The sequence below is a fragment of the Bacillus cereus group sp. N31 genome (assembly GCF_016483245.1).
GTDB lineage: Bacteria > Bacillota > Bacilli > Bacillales > Bacillaceae_G > Bacillus_A > Bacillus_A toyonensis.
The window spans coordinates 1-15,587 of sequence record NZ_JAEHCH010000013.1 but is presented as its reverse complement, the minus strand read 5'-3'; the positions used below and the strand labels follow the sequence as shown (position 1 = coordinate 15,587).

The following is a 15,587-nucleotide window of genomic DNA, read 5'->3' as shown; positions in this document are numbered from 1 at the left end:
TAACTTAATTATAGAAAAAGCCCCCTTTGCTAAGACGGTAGCAAAGGGGGCTTCTGTTTTCTTTATAAGGCAAAGAAGAGGTGTACCCAGTAGTATAAGAGGAATAATGTGACGACTGTTGTGAGAGGAATAACGATGAGAGATACGCTTAAATAATCTTTCCATTTTACTTTAATTTTGTTTTGTTTCAGAATATACATCCAGATGAGGGAAGCTAGTGTACCGATTGGTAATAATAGTGAACCGATGTCACTACCAATAATGTTTGCGAGGTAGATTGTTTTTAATGTGACTGGATCTAGCCCCATTTCTGTTAATGTGATTGTACCAATCATAAGTGCAGGGTGGTTATTGAAGACGTTAGAGAGGATGGATACAAGTCCGCCCATGGCAAAGCTAGCATAGAGTAAATGCTGACTTACAAGTGGCTCGAGCCATTGCACAAGTGCGGCTGTTAATCCTGCGTTGTGAAGCCCGTAAATAATGACGTACATAGAGAAGGCGAAGATTAAAATGTGCCACGGTGTCTTTTTCAAAATATCGACAGGGTTTGTTCGTAAGTAGTACCATCTCCAGATAAGAAGAACGAGGGAACCGAGCACCGCAACGATTTCGATTGGGATAGATAAGAAGGATGCAACGAACAGAAGACAGCGCATAAGGAAGACAAAACCTAATACTTTTAACATGAATTTTGTACGTTTTTGTTTCGTATCAACAGAATTGTTTCCTTTTAATGGATGGAAATTTTTCGTGAAGAAAATTTCTTCAATATCATATGAAGAAACCGGTAATTTCTCTGGTAATTTTTTCTTTAAAACAGTATACATGAGCCATGACATAAACAATAATCCTAAGGTTGCAGGTACAAACATCATCGCTGTGTGCATATAGAGAGTCATATTAACGATGTTTAATGCGATTAAGTTTACGATATTACTTACACCGATTGGTGCACTAGATGCAGTGGCGATTAAAGCACCGCTTAATAAATAAGGAATTTGTTGATGAGGCTTTAATTGAAGATTTTTCAGAAGAAGGATTAAAATTGGGGTTGTAATCAAAATACTACCATCATTATTAAATAAAAGAGTCATAAGAAAGCATAGTAATTGAATGTACCAGTATAGGCGGCGTCCAGAACCTTTCGCTAAATTTGCGAGTTTTGCTGCAGCCCAATGGAAGAAGCCGAAGCTTTCTAATATAACTGCCATAACGATGGTCGCCAATATCGTTATGGAAGCGCCTCCGATTTTACTTATAATGTCCATGACATCTGGCTTTGATACAAGTCCAGTAATGAGGATAATACCAGCGCCAATTGCTGCTGGCCATGCCTCATTTAAGCCACGAGGTCGCCAAAAAATAACAACCATCGTTAAGAAGAATACAATAATAGTAATCCATATCTCAATGCTCATAGTTAGCCTACCTTTCTATTTTCCCTTGAACGGATGTAGCTTGTCTCAAGTTTATATAGCAGTATATTCACAAAAAAATGATAGGAACTAGGCATTTAATTGAATCTAGTGAATATGTGTATTTGATGATAGGAGGCAAATGTAGATAGTAGTGAAATAACTATCGAGAGAGGGGCCTAATACTTAGGGACATTATATATGATAATGCCCCATTTCCAGCTTATATGTTTATTTTTCCTTTAAAAAAGTTCGATCCTTCAAGAATAAATTCCAGAAGAAAATGAATCCGGGTAGTAAAATTGCAATCCCGATTGCGTAGAGGATAAGTAGCGCATAGAATGTTTCGACCGTCGTAAAGCTTGTAAATACAGTTACGTCCGGGTAAATGATATACGGTAAATGAGCGACGCCGTAAGCGTAGCTTGCAAATGCATATTGAGCGACGACAGCTAAAACTGCAATGCGAGGAAATCCTAGTGTGCTATATTTCTTATTTGTCCACCAAAGGGAGGAATAGCCGATAACAAATAAAATGATAGAGACTGTAAACCATGGGAATTGCTTTATTAATCCTTGCATTAGCCAGTGTGTTTGTGGGTCCATTACAACGAGAGCTATAATTGCCGTAACGAGCGTTGCAGGACCAAGTATGATGGCATTTCTTCTATAAAGTCTATATGCATCTTCTGAACCTTGCTCTCTCGCAAAATCAGCGAGAAAGAGAGAAGATAGAAACAGTTCCGAAGTTAGTCCGAATAGCATATAACAATAAATAACAGGACTAGAAAGAAGTTTTCCGTAAAGGAGTACTTCTTTTCCTTCAGCCATTGTAATGTAGGCACCCTCTGTAACAGGTAAAACGGTAATTAATAGGGCTGGAATTAAGAGCCCTGTAATACCTGAAATAATCCGAAGAAGATGTTGGTACTTCGGCAGAGAGTAAGCAAATACCATAAATGTACTACGAATTGCAACGAGTACTAGAATTAGCATGACTGGTACGAACATAACGGTTGCAAGGGTAAAGGCTGCTTTCGGAAAGAAACCAAGGAAAGCGACAACGACAAAGACAAGAAACGTATTTGTTACTTCCCAAGTTGGTGATAAGTATCGATTGGCAAGCTTGGCAGCAAGTGTTGGATGTTTCGCATATACCATGCCCCAAAAACCCGCTCCAAAATCAATGGACCCTAATATACTGTATACGAAAATAAGAGCCCATAAGATGATGATTGCAATGCTTTCCTCATGCACGAGAATCGCCTCCTTGGTGATGTAAATCATTCTTTAGCGGATGTCTCTTAAAGAATGTCCGTAGTACAAAGACTGTTAAAATACCGAGTCCGATATATAAAATAATGAATAGAATAAATAAAGGACCGACGAAATCAGCGCGTGTAGAAGCATCGACTGTACGCTGCATACCATAAATTGTCCACGGCTGACGACCGCTACAGCTGAAAATCCATCCGAATTCAATACCGAGCATCATAACTGGTCCACATGCGGCAGCTCCCCAAAGAAGCCACTTCGGTAACTCGGCTCCTTTTTTTCGGTAAACGAAGTACCAATATAAGAGAGCGATTGCTGCAACTGCAAAGGTAAAGGCAGCGGTGCCGACCATTAAGTTGAACAGAGTATGTGTGTAAAATGGTGGCCATGTTTCTTGTGGGAATTCCTTTAAACCTTTTACGACGGTGCTAGGGTCTAGTCCCACTAATAGGCTAAGCATGTTCGGAATTTCCAGCGCATAGTTTAGTTCAAGTGTGTTAGGATCCACAACCCCGCCAATTGATAAGGGAGCATGTGATGTCGTTTCAAATAAAGCTTCAGCAGATGCAAGTTTTTCAGGTGAATGCTTATGTAAGGCGATTGCTGATTCGTGCCCCGAAAGCCACATCGTAGCACCTGTAATAAATGTCACGACGAGTCCTAACAGTAGTCCCTTTTTATGATAAGCCACTTCACGCTCATTTACATTCTTCTTTAATAATTTAAATCCAGCGATAGAGGCAATGACGGCTGCTCCAGTCGCATAGGCTGTAATAACGACGTGGAATGCGCTTGTGCCAAAGCTCGGATTAAAGAAAGCTTTCCACGGATCAACGTTAAAAACCGATCCATCTGGCCCCATGGAAAAGCCTGCGGGTGTATTCATCCATGTATTTGCTGATGTAATAAGCACGGCGGATGCCGTGGCACCAATCATGACGAAAAAGAGTGAGATTAATCTCATGAATGGAGGTAATTTATCAGCTGCATATACATAAATAGACATGAATAAAGCTTCTAAAAAGAAGGCGAAAATCTCAATTTGAAAGGGAACAGAAATAACTTGCCCAACAATTTTGGCGAAACCAGGCCAAAGAAGTGAGATTTGTACACCAACAATTGTTCCAGTTGGAATTGCTACACCGAGAAGAATAGCAAAAGCCTTTGTCCATCTTTTTGCCATAATGGCATAGTCGGAATCTTTCTTCCAGTGATAGAGTATCTCACTTATAAAAATCATCAAAGATAGCCCGACTCCAAGTGTTGCAAAGATAATGTGGAATGCTAATGAAGAACCAAAAAACGCTCTTGCTAATGTTACGGTATCCATATATATACTCCTCTTCTTTTTTGCCATTATTTTCTGATTGAATTGGAAGATTTATTCAATAAACTGCCAAAAATATATATGTATTTAAAAAGTGAATATGGTAATATGATGTTTGAATATTATAAATAGAAAGAAATTAATGTTTAATAATATTTTGTTTGTTTTTTATCTAGGAATATTTTATAATCTTTTATGCGAACATAAGTTCTGTTTTGTGGTTGAAGAAGTTTATGTGAAATGGAGAGGGTGTTTTATGTATCCTGAAGTCATTAAAAAGATGGCGTTTTCAAAAGAGCATAGAGATTTATTATTGAAGTTGTATAATAAAGAAATTACACGTCGTGAATATGACCGACTTGTGGAATCACTATATAGACCTTCTAAAGAGGTTTGTGAGGGATAGAAATGCGGGAGACAATCTAATAGATTGTCTTTTTTAATTTACGTATGTTCTGGTAAAATTAAGGTTAGCCTTATTAGGGAGGTGAAAAGATTGCGGAAACGTTTATATATAGGGATTGGAGTTATTCTCTTAATCGCCTTAGGTGGAATTGTATTTTGGTCAGCCTTACAAGGAAACCGTACGGAACATTTTATTTTAAGACATATGGTGAATGAAAATGGGACACTTGCCACCTATCGTTTAGAAGATACAAAGGCAGGTACTGGGGAAGCGAAAGGCCGTGAAGCTTTATCAGAATCGGCAGGGCTATGGCTACAATATACATTGGATAAAGATGATCAAGCGTTATTTGATGAACAAGTAAAGGTCGTTCAAAATAACTTTGTACATAAGGATCGTATCGTTTTATGGAAAGTCTCTGAAAAGGGAGAAATGCAATCAGCTACAAATGCACTTATAGATGATCTTCGTATTATAGAACAATTATATCGTGCTTATGAAATGTATAAGGAAGATCGTTATAAAAATCTTGCAGATCAATTGAGTGATGCTGTACTTCGTTACAATAAGAAAGATAATTATTACGTTGATTATTATGACGCGGATGCAGGGAAGCAAAGTGGTTTTGCAACAACGTCATATATAAATCCGCATGCATTCTCTTATATGAAAAAGTATGGCAAATTTTCTACTCAGCAATATCAGGAAGTCGTTCAATTTTTAGCGGATTATCCAAGGCATGGATGGGCATTCCCGAAAGAGTATAAAGAAGATGGTACATTTACGTACGACAAAGAAGTGAATCTTATTGATCAATCATATGTTGCTTACCATCGTAGTTTAGGTGGTCTTTCATCAGATGCTTATTTGGAATTCATAAAGAAGAAGTTCCAGAAGGACGGAAAGTTATACGGCCGTTATAATTTAGAAACGGGAAAACAAACTGTGGATTATGAATCACCAGCTGCTTATGGATTAACGATTTTGTACGTACTACAAACAGGTGATACAAAGTTTGCGACGGAATTGTATGAACATATGGCCACATTCCGAAATGATAATGTATTTAGTAGATATTACGGTGGGTACGTAACAGGCGAAAATAATAATACGCATATTTTTGATAATGTACTACCACTTTTAGCTGAAATGGAATTAGAGAAGAGTAAGAAATAGAAGATGCCATCCTATGGAGATGGCATCTTCTATTTGTGTCGTTATTTGTTGATAAATCAATATTCCTTGGCGAAACGTCGATATATTTGAAGTTATGATCGATATAATTTTATGACCTAATATTGGAGAAGTAGTCAATCACGAATTCACGGAATTGCTGGGCAGTTTTTGATAGATAGCGTTTCTTTGACCAACTTAAGCCAATAGTTCGTTCGCAATTAGGTTCAATAATACGTAACTTATTTGATGATAAAGTAGAGTTTTTTAATAAAGTTAAACTTGGAACAAAAGCGATGCCGAGGCCTTGCTTAATGAGGTCGCTAATCACTGTTGGTTCATCTACTTCAAAAGCGATATGTGGAGTGAAACCAGCTTCTTTACAAAATTCATCCGTTAAGTGCCGAAATCCGTAACCAGTATTCATACTAATAAACGATTCGTCTTTTACTTCATGCAGGTGGATACTTTCGCGGTTTGATAACCGATGTCCTGAAGGGACGACTAAGAAGATTTCTTCTGTAATAAGTGGTTCCCAAACAATTTCCTCACCTTCAATTGGCACAGAGGAGATACAAAAGTCAATTTCTATATTATCTAGTTGTCGTTTCATAGAAGGAGTAGATGCGAGAAATTGTTGGAACCGAACGTTAGGATGTTCTAGTAAAAAAGAACCGAGTAGTTCTGGTAATATTCGCGGAATAGAAACGGCTAGCGTAATAGAGCCTTGTTGTAATGCAGCTAAATCTTTAATTTCTCGTTCCCCTTCACTTAATTCATGAAAAATGCGTTCTACTCGTTTTAAGAATACTTTTCCGAAAGAGTTTAATGCAATCTGTCGACCTTGGCGATCAAATAAGGGGACGCCTAAGTCCTTTTCTAGTCTAGCAATTGTTTTACTGAGTGAAGGCTGCGCGATATGCAATTCTTCAGCTGCTTTTGTCATATGTTCTAGTCGTGCGACTGTTTGAAAGTATTTTAATTGGAGCAGTTCCATTTCGAATCTCCCTTCTATAGACCAAAAGGAATGAATTTATAATTAAAGATGTATTATACAGTATGAAAAGTGACGTGTATAGTAAATCTGTTAAACCATTCTAATGGTGTTAAATTCGGAGAAGGAGTATGTTTCATGAAGGGAATTCAACTTGTATTTAAAGATTGGAAAGCGATGTGGCACCATAAACATGGACGTATCGCTTTAATTTTTTTGTTAATCGTTCCTTTAATTTATTCGGGATTCTTTTTAGCTGGATATTGGGATCCATACGGACGATTAGATAAATTACCTGTTGCAGTTGTGAATTTAGATAAAGGTGCTGCAATGGATGAAAAAACAATTCATGCAGGAGACGACTTTGTTAAAAATTTAAAAGAGAATAAGGAACTAGCTTTTCATTTCGTATCAGAAAAAAATGCTGATGAAGGGTTAAAAGAAGATAAGTATTATATGGTTGTTACGATTCCGAAAGATTTCTCTAAAAAAGTAAGTACACTTATGGATGAGAAACCAGAACCGGCACAATTGCAGTACAAAGTAAATCCAGGTAAAAACTTTGTAGCAGCTCAAATTGGAACGACAGCTGTTGAAAATATGAAAACAAAAATCTCAAACAGTATTACGAAATCTTATACAGAAGGTGTCTTTTCAAAGTTTCAAGATTTGGCACAAGGATTGAGTGATGCAAGTAATGGGGCTGAGAAGTTACATGAAGGAACGACCGATGCAAAAAATGGAGCAAATCGGCTTGCGGATGGTATTGATCGTTTAAGTGACGGGACATCGAAATTGAAAGAGGGAAGTGACAAGCTTGCATCCAGTCAATCTGCTTTAACCGGGGGAGCAAATGAGCTAAGTCAAGGAGCGACATCACTTCATAGTGGTTTGGAATTACTAGCGCAAGGTGAAGGAACTTTACAATCAGGAGTTAGTGAATTAAGTGCTGGTACAAATGAATGGGTGAACGGAAGCGAGAAACTTGCTGAGGGACAAGTGAAAGCGGATGATGCGGCAAGTAGTGTGAAGAAGCAATTAGAGGAGTACATGAAAAGTCATCCAGAAGCACAGCAAGATCCTGCTTTTCAAAAAATCGTTGCTACTTCTAATGGGTTAGCTAAAGCAACAAATACTTTAAATAATGGCCAACAACAATTGACACAAGGCGCGAAGAAGCTTGCTGACGGTCAGCGTAAAGTTGAAGAAGGCATGAATACATTCGGAGTTAAGTTAAATGAAGCTACTGCTGGAACGAAAAAGATAGCAGATGGTGCGGCAAATCTAGCTGATGGATTTACGAAGTGGGGCAATGGATTTACATCATTACAAGAAGGTGTAAATCAGCTTGCGAGTGGTGGAACAGAGCTGAATAATGGCGCTGGCAAGTTAGTGAATGGCCTTGTTAAACTTGACGACGGTGCGAAAGAACTTGCTACGAAATTAGGAGAGGGCGCAGAGAAGATAGCGGATGTTCGCAATGATGATGCACGCAATACGATGTTCTCGGAGCCAGTTCAATTAGTGAAGTCAACAGTTTCTGACGTACCTAACTACGGTTCAGGTATTGCACCATATTTCTTATCACTTGCATTTTATGTCGGCGGAATTATGGCATCAAATATTTTACCGCTTGGCCGTAGACAAAATATGAAGGTAAGTGGAACGGTACACTTTATTAATAAACTAGGATTAGTATATTTAATTGGGCTCATTCAAGCGCTACTTGTAGATGTTGTTGTGCTAGGAGCCATGAAATTAGAAGTTGCAAGTGTACCGCTCTTTGTTTTATCAAGTATTGTTATTTCCTTTACGTTCATGACGTTTATTCTTATGTTAGTAACGGTATTTGGTCTTGTTGGGAAATTCGCGGCAGTAACACTTCTCGTCTTGCAATTAGCGACGAGTGGGGGGACTTTCCCAGGAGAATTAAACGTAGCTGTTCTTAGCAAAATCGGACAGTTTCTTCCAATGTCACATTCTCTTAGAGGATTACAAGATGTTATCTCTTTAGGAGATTGGTCGCAATTACGAATGCAAATTTTAATATTGTTATGTTACCTCGTTGTTGCTGGTGGAATTGCTTGGATTACGAGTCATATACAGCATAGAGAAACGAATGCAGAATAAGTTTCTTAAAATGAAAGAAGCTATCCGATTTTTTCGGATAGCTTCTTTTTTATTTGCGTTCCATTACCGCAAAGTAATTATTTTCATTATCAGCAAAACTAAATGCTTTACCAGTAGGTAAATCTACAACTTGTCCAACTGTGACATTTTTCTCAGAAAGGTCTTTATATAGACGGTCTAAGTTATTTGAGAAGAACATAAGTGAAGGTGTATTAAGATTTAGTTCAGGTTGCATCTTCGCGATTAACGCTTTATCGTGAAGGACGATGCTTGTTCCTGCTTCTTTCGCCGGTGCAATTTCAATCCAGCGGAATCCTTTTCCGTTATTTTCTTCCGCAATAATTTGGAATCCTACTGTCTCAGTCCAAAATTGTACGGCTTCATCTTGATTATTTACATATAACATAATTTGTCCAATTTGATTAATCATAGGTGTATCCTACTTTCTTTTCTTGTATGGAATTCTATTATATCAAAGATATGGTTTGCATACTTTTTCGTGATTTTTCCGAAGTATGATCTTCGCCCACTTTATATTTGTTGTAGGGGAAGGTCCTGTAATCCACGTATGAAGTGGTAGTGTACTGCAAATGGCCATTGCTGAAATCGAGATTGTAGCCGTTATTGTAAATAATAATAGGCTATATAATATTGTGTTTGCTTGCAGTGTGAATAAAGAAAGGAATTTTGTACATAGTTGCAAGAAGAAAAAGTGAGCTAAATAAGCACCATACGTGTAATTTCCGATAAATCGTAAAGCTTTATATAAGAAACCGCGTCGCTGTACGATTGTAATAGATAGCACGTACAGTATCATAATTTCACAAACGATATATAAAAACATAGACGGTTTTAAATAAGTAGAAACGGTTAAATGAATAGAGTTTGCCCCGTAAAAACTAAATAACTCATAATTGATGAATAAAAATAAGATGAAAAATAATATTGTGATAAGCGGGATATGTTTCATGACAAATATACGCCAAGTTTTTAATGATACAGCAGCGATTCCGCCCATAACGAAATAGAACGAGTAGAAGAAGAAGGAACGATCTGTATAATGTAAAATGGTTGAACTAGTCAATTTCTCTCCATTAAAAATGTAGTGAGAGGAGTACCACATTAAAAGGAAATATAGACAAGCAAAGATGGTCATATATTTATATATGTCTTTTTTATTTTCTGTTCGTTTTTGAAACCAATAAAATAGTGTGCATAGTAAAGGGAATAATAAATGAATTTGGAACATCATAATAACGTACCAAAGATGCGGTGCGGCTGTTCCGAGTAGTAAACTTTTTATCCCGCCTTGTAATGTCATAATATCGTTTGTTGTTAATAAGTAAAGAATAGACCAAAAGAAATAAGGAATGAGTAGGTGTGTGGCTTTTTCAGAAATATATTCTTTGTATACTAATTGCTTTGTATAGTGACGAATTAGGTGAAACCCAACGATAAATATGAATGCAGGTGCTGAAAACTTTGCGAGATTAAATAGCATACCCATAATGAGGGATTGTTCAAGTAAGACATTTCCTTGATTCATTGTATATAATAAGGAACTTTGCAAAATGACAGCAAGAAATGCAATGCTTTGCAAAACCTTAAATTCCGGTGCGCTTTGTGTCATTGTTTCCATCTCCTTTTCCATACATGATTATAGTACGGAGTAAGGATGAGAGGTGTGGAATATTTGTGAAGATTTTAACAAATTTGTGGCAAGAGGAGATATCAACGATTTTTCGGATATATCTATTATAACTTCAAATATATCAACGATTCTTCGAATATATCTATCATAACTTCAAATATATCAACGATTTTTTCAATATATCGACGTTTCGACAAGGGATATCGACTTATCAACAAATAACGACAAAAAGAGGATGCTCGTTTAGAGCATCCTCTTTTTATTTATTAAGCAAATTTATTTTTGATCCAGTTTTTACCTTCTACAAGGCGAGCTGTCATTACGGCACAAGCATTATCTGCTGTTACGTTTAACATCGTTGCAGGAGGATCAATAATTGTACTAATTGCTGCGATAATTGGCAGTGCTTCTGGCGGGAATCCATATAGAGAAACGATTAACATTTCTCCAATCATACCTCCGCCTGGAATAGCCCCCATTACTGTTCCTACTAATAGAGAAACGACAAGTGCGATTGCTAATGTTTTTGGTCCTTCAAATTCCATGTTGAAAATACCGAATAAGAAAGCAATCTTTAATACCCCGCCTAAAACAGAGCCGTCTTTATGAAGTGTAGATCCAAGAAGGACAACTGTTTCACGAACGTCTGAAGAAATACCCATTTTTTTCGTTGCTTCTAAGTTCGCTGGAATACTTGCGGCACTACTACAAGTTGCAAGAGATGTAACTGTAGGGGAGACCATATTCTTCCAAAATATTTGAACACCTTGTTTGCGACCTGCAAGGTATGCATAGAAAGTGAAGAATACAAAGAAATAAATTAGAGATGCTGGATAGTATACCATTGCTGCTCGGAAGTAAGTTCCAAGAAGTTGTGGTCCGAATTCGCCAACTAATGCTGCGAAGTAAGCAGCAAGTCCGATTGGAGCGTAGTACATAATGAAAGATACGACTTTCATTGAAATCTCTGCACCAGCTTGTAGGAATGTAGCGAACGGTTTACCTTTTTCACCAACTGCTGAAGTTGCAACCCCCATTAAGATAGAGAAGAAAATAAGAGCTAACATATTTTCACGAGATAGTAACTTCGAGAAGTCAGATACTGTTAAGATACCGACGATTTGATCCGCAACACTCACTGCTTTTTCAGCTTTGTCAGGTTGTGTTAGTTCTAATACAACGCCTTGTGCTGGCGGGAATACTTTCACGACAATAATCATAAAAATAGCAGCTAAAATACTTGTAAATAAGAAAGTTCCAGCCATACTAGACATAATTTTACCGAAACGTTTTAATCCATCCATATTAGCAATAGATGACGCGATGCTAAAGAATACTAAAGGTACAACAATCGTAAACATTAAGTTTAAGAAAATGTCACCAAGTGGCTTTAAAGCAACTGCATCGGCACCCATGAAATAACCAATGAAACCACCAATTAGGATAGAAGATAATAAAATAAGTGGAAAGCGATATGCCTTCATAAATATACCCTCCTATCAATTATAAAAAATCATACTGAACTATTATAGCGAGTTAGAGTCCTCTTTACTAGAAGAATACCGATAGATGGAATAGCGTGAAAACCGAGAAATTTTTGTTTTTAAGCTCGGCATACAGTTAGAAATCTAGACATATATATTTGTAACCTAGTGGTAGCAAGGGATGTACCATAACTTAGGTTTAGAAAAAAGGGGAGGGATGCGGGATGAATATTTTGCTTTGCTGTGCAGCGGGAATGTCTTCCAGTTTGATTGTTACAAAAATGGAGAAAGCAGCACAGGCAAAAGGGATAGAGGTAAAGATTTGGGCTGTATCAGGTTCTGAAGTGAATAGTCACATCGATGAAGCAGATGTACTTTTACTTGGACCGCAAGTACGTTATTTATTACCGAAAATGAAAGAACTATGTAAGGGGAAAGGGATACCTGTTGATGTCATTCAATCCGTCCATTACGGACTTTGTAATGGGGAGGCTATCTTGCAAGCAGCTTTGTCAATGAAACCATGAGGAGAGTGGGATAGATGATACGGTTTTTAGAAAAATATGTAATGCCAATAGCAGGAAAGGTAGCAGAGCAGAGGCATTTGCAAGCTATACGTGATGGAATTATTTTAACGATGCCTTTCTTAATTATTGGATCATTTTTTCTTATTATTAGTGCATTACCAATACCAGGTTATAATGATTTTATGGCAGGGTTGTTTGGTGAGGGTTGGCAGAAAGCTTTGGGGTATCCAGTTAGTGCAACTTTTAATATAATGGCTTTAATAGCTGTTTTTGGAATCGCTTACAGACTTGGAGAGTATTATAAAGTGGATGCTTTAGCATCCGGGGCATTGTCGCTTGTGACATTTTTACTTGCGACTCCATTTCAAGTTGCATATATTATACCAAGCACGAAGGAAAGTGTGATTGTAGATGGAGCAATCCCAGCGGCGTTAATGGGAAGCCAAGGTTTATTTGTAGCGATGATTATTGCAATTATATCTACTGAAATATACCGATTTATTGTACAGAAAAAAATGATTATAAAGATGCCTGAGACAGTTCCACCTGCAGTAACACGTTCATTTGCTGCTCTTATTCCAGGATTTATTGTTGTGACAGTTGTTTGGATCATTAGATTGATTTTTGAACATACAACTTTCGGAAGTATTCATAATGTTGTAGGGAAGCTGCTGCAAGAGCCACTTAGTGTACTTGGTGCTAGTCTTTGGGGCGCAGTAATTGCAGTTATTATTGTCCATGTTCTTTGGGCGTGCGGAATTCATGGTGCTGCAATTGTTGGTGGTGTAATGAGCCCGATTTGGTTATCGTTAATGGATCAAAATCGCGTAGCGTTTCAGGCTAGTCAAGATGTACCGAATACAATTACGGCACAGTTCTTTGACTTATGGATTTACATGGGTGGTTCTGGTGCAACACTTGCTTTAGTTGTAGGAATGTTATTGTTTGCACGAAGTCAGCAATTAAAAAGTATTGGTCGATTGTCCATTGCACCTGGTATTTTTAATATTAATGAAATGGTGACGTTCGGCATGCCGATTGTAATGAATCCACTTTTACTTATTCCATTTATATTAGTTCCAGTTGTATTAACGCTTGTTTCTTACTTTGCGATGGAATGGGGATTAGTTGCTCGTCCGAGCGGAGCGGCTGTACCTTGGACGACACCTATTCTTTTTAGTGGATATTTAGGATCGGGTGGGAAAATTTCAGGTGTTATTTTGCAACTTGTTAACTTTGCACTAGCATTCTTTATTTATTTACCGTTCTTAAAAATATGGGATAAACAAAAATTAGCTGAAGAAAAGGGGGAGTAAAGAACTAAAATGGATACGATAGAGACGAAAGCTTTTCATCTAATCTTGCATGGGGGAAATGCAAGAAGTTGTTCAATGGAAGCAATTGATTGCGCGAAGCGTGGGGCGTTTACAGAAGCTGAAGCTAAATTACAAGAGGCACTAGAAGAATTAAAAGAGGCACATCGTGTACAAACGGAGCTTATACAAAAAGAGGCTGGTGGGGAAAAGACAGAGGTTACCTTACTGATGGTGCACGCGCAAGATCATTTAATGAATGCGATTACAGTAAAGGAATTAGCGAGTGAATTTGTAGAGTTATATAGGAAGATGTCAGTGAATGAATGAACCTTGCGTATGCAAGGTTTTTTTATGTATTTGCCCGCACCATCAGTGGGGTGTTCATCCCACTGATGGTAGTTGCAATCCTCCTTTTTACGGATGAGTAAGAGAAATAGTTAATCGATAGTAACAATTTCTCCTATACCACGAATCAATTTTTTTATTTGTATCTGCTCCGGTTTTAATATATTTACGATATAATCAATCGCCATTTGCGGTTCAACAGTTGTACCACAAGTATAACAGTCGATTGCTGCAAAGTTTTTTTCCGGATAAGTGTGAATAGAAAGGTGGCTCTCTGATAGTAACACTAATACTGTAACGCCATAAGGATGGAATTCTTTTGTACTTACATTTAAAACATGTGCGCCAGAGTGGTCGGCGGCGACAACTAAATGGCGTTCTAAAAAGTGAATATCATCTAAGAGGGAAAAATCCACTCCCCACAAATCTACTATTATATGCTTACCGAAAGTAGAATATTCCATAGGTTAGCACTCCTTACTATAATATCGTCAAAACTCCATTTCCTTTTTGTAACATTGATGTAGGATAAGATTGGATTCTGAGTTTAGAAGAGCGAGATTACGGTGATCTAAATGTTCTTCTTTAAATTGAAATAAAGGAAAAAGAAGAGAAGGTAATGTTCGAGGAGTTGGTACTACGTATAATTGCTCAATTTGATCGAGTACATAGGCAGAATTAGCTGCAATATGAAATCCCCAGTCAGTTCCGAAAGAAGGAACAATTATATGATAGCTTTTTACAATTAAGCCGGCATTTTCAATTGTATTACCGATACTCCAATATACAAGAGGTGCATCAGCAGGTGAATTAGATTGGCAGACGAAAGCACCATCTTCTGTTAAGAATGTAGCTATACGAGCAAAAAGTTCGCTTGTATATAAAGTACTTAATAACTCTGTCGCTGGATCAGGGAAATCAATGATGATTACATCGTATAGAGAGGAAGGAGAATTCAAAAACTCTTTTGCATCGCATACGTGCACATTCACACGATTATCAAAAAATGCGCTTTTGTTCAAAGAAACTAATTCAGGAACGTTACGCGCCATATTAATCATTGCTTCGTCTAGATCAACAAGGTCTACATGTAGCACTGTTTCATATTTCAATACCTCTCGTAAGGCAAGACCATCGCCACCGCCTAATATGAGAACACGTTTTGGATCAATTACCTTTGACATAATCGGATGCACAAGTGCTTCATGATAAATTTGCTCATCAACGGAACTAAATTGTAGTTGTTTGTCCAAATAGAGGCGAACATCGCTGACTTGTACTAAATTAATATTTTGATAATCACTTTTTTCTTCAAATAAATTTGTGTGTTCCCCAGCTTGTATTTCTTTTAGAGAAATTTCATCCCATATATCTAAGCTGTGTGAATCTGTGGGTACTATGACTACATTTTCCGATTGTACTTGTTTGTCCTGTTTGTCTTGTTTATCCTGTTTGTCCTGTTTATCCTGTTTATCCTGTTTATCCTGTTTATCCTGTTTATCCTGTTTATCCTGTTTATCCTGTTTATCCTGTTTATCCTG

At 37.4% G+C, this 15,587-nt stretch carries 15 protein-coding genes; 6 read left to right on the top strand and 9 right to left on the bottom strand.

Annotated elements, in window-relative coordinates; all coding sequences use genetic code 11:
* Window positions 1-62: 62 nt before the first annotated feature.
* From JDS81_RS16645 to cydA, 3 genes are all read right to left on the bottom strand, one after another.
* Entirely contained in the window at window positions 63-1,421 is a 1,359-nt protein-coding gene (locus JDS81_RS16645; RefSeq protein ID WP_087970389.1) for an arsenic transporter, read from the bottom strand.
* Between the two features lie 228 nt (window positions 1,422-1,649).
* Window positions 1,650-2,675, bottom strand: coding sequence for a cytochrome d ubiquinol oxidase subunit II (locus JDS81_RS16640; RefSeq protein ID WP_087970390.1), 1,026 nt, complete (start codon window positions 2,673-2,675; stop codon window positions 1,650-1,652).
* Window positions 2,668-4,023 (bottom strand): cytochrome ubiquinol oxidase subunit I, encoded by a 1,356-nt coding sequence (cydA, locus tag JDS81_RS16635; RefSeq protein WP_097955107.1) that lies wholly within the window; start codon window positions 4,021-4,023, stop codon window positions 2,668-2,670. Before cydA ends, JDS81_RS16640 begins: the two co-directional genes overlap by 8 nt.
* A 253-nt stretch (window positions 4,024-4,276) precedes the next feature.
* Between cydA and JDS81_RS16630 the strand changes: the two genes are divergently transcribed.
* Window positions 4,277-4,426, top strand: a complete 150-nt coding sequence (locus tag JDS81_RS16630; RefSeq protein ID WP_000283176.1) for a hypothetical protein — start codon at window positions 4,277-4,279, stop codon at window positions 4,424-4,426.
* A 90-nt stretch (window positions 4,427-4,516) separates the two neighbouring features.
* Complete coding sequence (locus tag JDS81_RS16625; RefSeq protein ID WP_142312900.1) at window positions 4,517-5,602, top strand: transcriptional regulator; 1,086 nt, start codon at window positions 4,517-4,519, stop codon at window positions 5,600-5,602.
* 109 nt (window positions 5,603-5,711) lie between these two features.
* On the opposite strand, the gene JDS81_RS16620 is transcribed toward JDS81_RS16625, so the two are convergent.
* Entirely contained in the window at window positions 5,712-6,596 is an 885-nt protein-coding gene (locus tag JDS81_RS16620) for a LysR family transcriptional regulator (protein WP_097955108.1), read from the bottom strand.
* 135 nt (window positions 6,597-6,731) lie between these two features.
* Here JDS81_RS16620 and JDS81_RS16615 point away from each other — a divergent pair, with 135 nt between their 5' ends.
* A complete protein-coding gene (locus JDS81_RS16615) occupies window positions 6,732-8,723 on the top strand; it encodes a YhgE/Pip domain-containing protein (RefSeq protein ID WP_097955110.1) in 1,992 nt (663 codons plus the stop codon).
* Between the two features lie 49 nt (window positions 8,724-8,772).
* Here JDS81_RS16615 and JDS81_RS16610 read toward each other — a convergent pair whose 3' ends face one another.
* From JDS81_RS16610 to JDS81_RS16600, 3 genes are all read right to left on the bottom strand, one after another.
* Window positions 8,773-9,153, bottom strand: coding sequence for a VOC family protein (locus tag JDS81_RS16610; protein ID WP_097955111.1), 381 nt, complete (start codon window positions 9,151-9,153; stop codon window positions 8,773-8,775).
* 42 nt (window positions 9,154-9,195) lie between these two features.
* A complete protein-coding gene (locus tag JDS81_RS16605) occupies window positions 9,196-10,353 on the bottom strand; it encodes an acyltransferase (RefSeq protein WP_097955113.1) in 1,158 nt (385 codons plus the stop codon).
* A gap of 287 nt (window positions 10,354-10,640) precedes the next feature.
* Window positions 10,641-11,858: a dicarboxylate/amino acid:cation symporter gene (locus JDS81_RS16600; RefSeq protein ID WP_000649372.1), complete on the bottom strand. Its 1,218-nt coding sequence runs from the start codon at window positions 11,856-11,858 to the stop codon at window positions 10,641-10,643.
* 224 nt (window positions 11,859-12,082) lie between these two features.
* On the opposite strand from JDS81_RS16600, the gene JDS81_RS16595 reads away from it, so the two are divergent.
* Genes JDS81_RS16595 through JDS81_RS16585 form a run of 3 tightly spaced genes read left to right on the top strand, consistent with a single transcriptional unit; the run spans window position 12,083 to window position 14,028 of the window.
* The gene (locus JDS81_RS16595; RefSeq protein ID WP_001023559.1) at window positions 12,083-12,385 is read left to right on the top strand and encodes a PTS sugar transporter subunit IIB; all 303 of its coding nucleotides are present in this window, start codon (window positions 12,083-12,085) and stop codon (window positions 12,383-12,385) included.
* A gap of 14 nt (window positions 12,386-12,399) precedes the next feature.
* Window positions 12,400-13,701 carry a PTS cellobiose transporter subunit IIC gene (celB, locus tag JDS81_RS16590; protein WP_097955115.1) on the top strand — a complete coding sequence of 434 codons (1,302 nt, stop codon included), beginning with the start codon at window positions 12,400-12,402 and terminating at the stop codon, window positions 13,699-13,701.
* Window positions 13,702-13,710: 9 nt separating this feature from the next.
* Window positions 13,711-14,028 carry a PTS sugar transporter subunit IIA gene (locus JDS81_RS16585; RefSeq protein WP_000379629.1) on the top strand — a complete coding sequence of 106 codons (318 nt, stop codon included), beginning with the start codon at window positions 13,711-13,713 and terminating at the stop codon, window positions 14,026-14,028.
* Window positions 14,029-14,138: 110 nt separating this feature from the next.
* On the opposite strand, the gene speD is transcribed toward JDS81_RS16585, so the two are convergent.
* Complete coding sequence (speD, locus tag JDS81_RS16580; RefSeq protein ID WP_000456812.1) at window positions 14,139-14,510, bottom strand: adenosylmethionine decarboxylase; 372 nt, start codon at window positions 14,508-14,510, stop codon at window positions 14,139-14,141.
* A 27-nt stretch (window positions 14,511-14,537) separates the two neighbouring features.
* A partial coding sequence (locus tag JDS81_RS16575; protein WP_199688599.1) for a polyamine aminopropyltransferase occupies window positions 14,538-15,587 on the bottom strand: 1,050 nt, incomplete at its 5' end.

What these genes read in the sequence shown, in the direction of transcription:
- JDS81_RS16595 (WP_001023559.1), top strand. Translation starts at nt 12,083, where the DNA reads ATGAATATTTTGCTTTGCTGTGCAGCGGGAATGTCTTCCAGTTTGATT.
- JDS81_RS16645 (WP_087970389.1), bottom strand. Translation starts at nt 1,421, where the DNA reads ATGAGCATTGAGATATGGATTACTATTATTGTATTCTTCTTAACGATG.
- cydA (WP_097955107.1), bottom strand. Translation starts at nt 4,023, where the DNA reads ATGGATACCGTAACATTAGCAAGAGCGTTTTTTGGTTCTTCATTAGCA.
- JDS81_RS16605 (WP_097955113.1), bottom strand. Translation starts at nt 10,353, where the DNA reads ATGACACAAAGCGCACCGGAATTTAAGGTTTTGCAAAGCATTGCATTT.
- JDS81_RS16585 (WP_000379629.1), top strand. Translation starts at nt 13,711, where the DNA reads ATGGATACGATAGAGACGAAAGCTTTTCATCTAATCTTGCATGGGGGA.
- JDS81_RS16620 (WP_097955108.1), bottom strand. Translation starts at nt 6,596, where the DNA reads ATGGAACTGCTCCAATTAAAATACTTTCAAACAGTCGCACGACTAGAA.
- JDS81_RS16615 (WP_097955110.1), top strand. Translation starts at nt 6,732, where the DNA reads ATGAAGGGAATTCAACTTGTATTTAAAGATTGGAAAGCGATGTGGCAC.
- JDS81_RS16630 (WP_000283176.1), top strand. Translation starts at nt 4,277, where the DNA reads ATGTATCCTGAAGTCATTAAAAAGATGGCGTTTTCAAAAGAGCATAGA.
- speD (WP_000456812.1), bottom strand. Translation starts at nt 14,510, where the DNA reads ATGGAATATTCTACTTTCGGTAAGCATATAATAGTAGATTTGTGGGGA.
- celB (WP_097955115.1), top strand. Translation starts at nt 12,400, where the DNA reads ATGATACGGTTTTTAGAAAAATATGTAATGCCAATAGCAGGAAAGGTA.
- JDS81_RS16600 (WP_000649372.1), bottom strand. Translation starts at nt 11,858, where the DNA reads ATGAAGGCATATCGCTTTCCACTTATTTTATTATCTTCTATCCTAATT.
- JDS81_RS16610 (WP_097955111.1), bottom strand. Translation starts at nt 9,153, where the DNA reads ATGATTAATCAAATTGGACAAATTATGTTATATGTAAATAATCAAGAT.